The organism is Vibrio sp. 2130-1 (assembly GCF_033339515.1).
Map to the genome: position 1 here is coordinate 1 of NZ_JAWOUT010000216.1, position 747 is coordinate 747.

Consider the following 747-nt stretch of genomic DNA (forward strand, 5'->3'; position numbering starts at 1 on the left):
CCAAGCTGCGCCAGGTAAACCACATCTATGAGTCGGACATTATCCAGCTCTCGGTTTACCGGGTAATTCTGTCACACAAGTACAAGGCACCCGTTGCCAAGTACGGCTATGTCCGAACCGTTGTTGAGACAGCGGACGGGGCTAGAGTCCGTTACATCAAGACAAACCTTCTCAGCGAAAAAGAAGTGGTCAAGCTGTGGCACCGCTATCAATCCATCCGTTCTGGTCAGGTAAAAACCTCCTGTTCCTGTGGCGGAAAGTTTCACATGTGAAAGTTCTGGATTGAATCAGGGTTGCCCGAATTGGGCAGCTAGGCGGGGTTGCATTTTTGAAAAGTCCTGTACGCTGGTTGGTATAGGAGGTGAATAGTGGCCCAGCTTAAACATAACCGCTTCGTCATGTTGGGGTCCTTGGTAGCGACGGTCGTAGCTGCCGCCAATGGCTTGAGTTTTCTCACCCTTATGGCTGGTGGAATGACCCTTCTCCAGTTCATGGCTTGGAAGCAACAAGATGCTGTCCGTAGCCGGTTTAAAGCTGCGAAGGATGCGTTTGAAGCGTTGAACGTTATTGCGTTCGACAAGCACTGGGTAGGTTCAACCGCGACGGTCGCCAAAGTGTCGAACATGATCACTCCGCCCGAACGACTGGATAAGCCCTGGGCGGTGCAAGTTCTGGCCGTAACCAAAGGTGGGACGTGGTTCGCAGTGGATCTGCAAGTGACCGGCACTGACAAGGTTCAGATGCTTA

Annotated in this window: 1 protein-coding gene and 1 pseudogene; both read left to right on the top strand. The window is 52.2% G+C overall.

Annotated elements, in window-relative coordinates; genetic code table 11:
• Positions 1-272, top strand: a pseudogene (locus R7Q09_RS25280) (hypothetical protein); the annotation flags it as partial.
• 96 nt (positions 273-368) lie between these two features.
• On the top strand, positions 369-747 hold a 379-nt coding region (locus R7Q09_RS25285; protein ID WP_318143838.1), incomplete at its 3' end, for a hypothetical protein.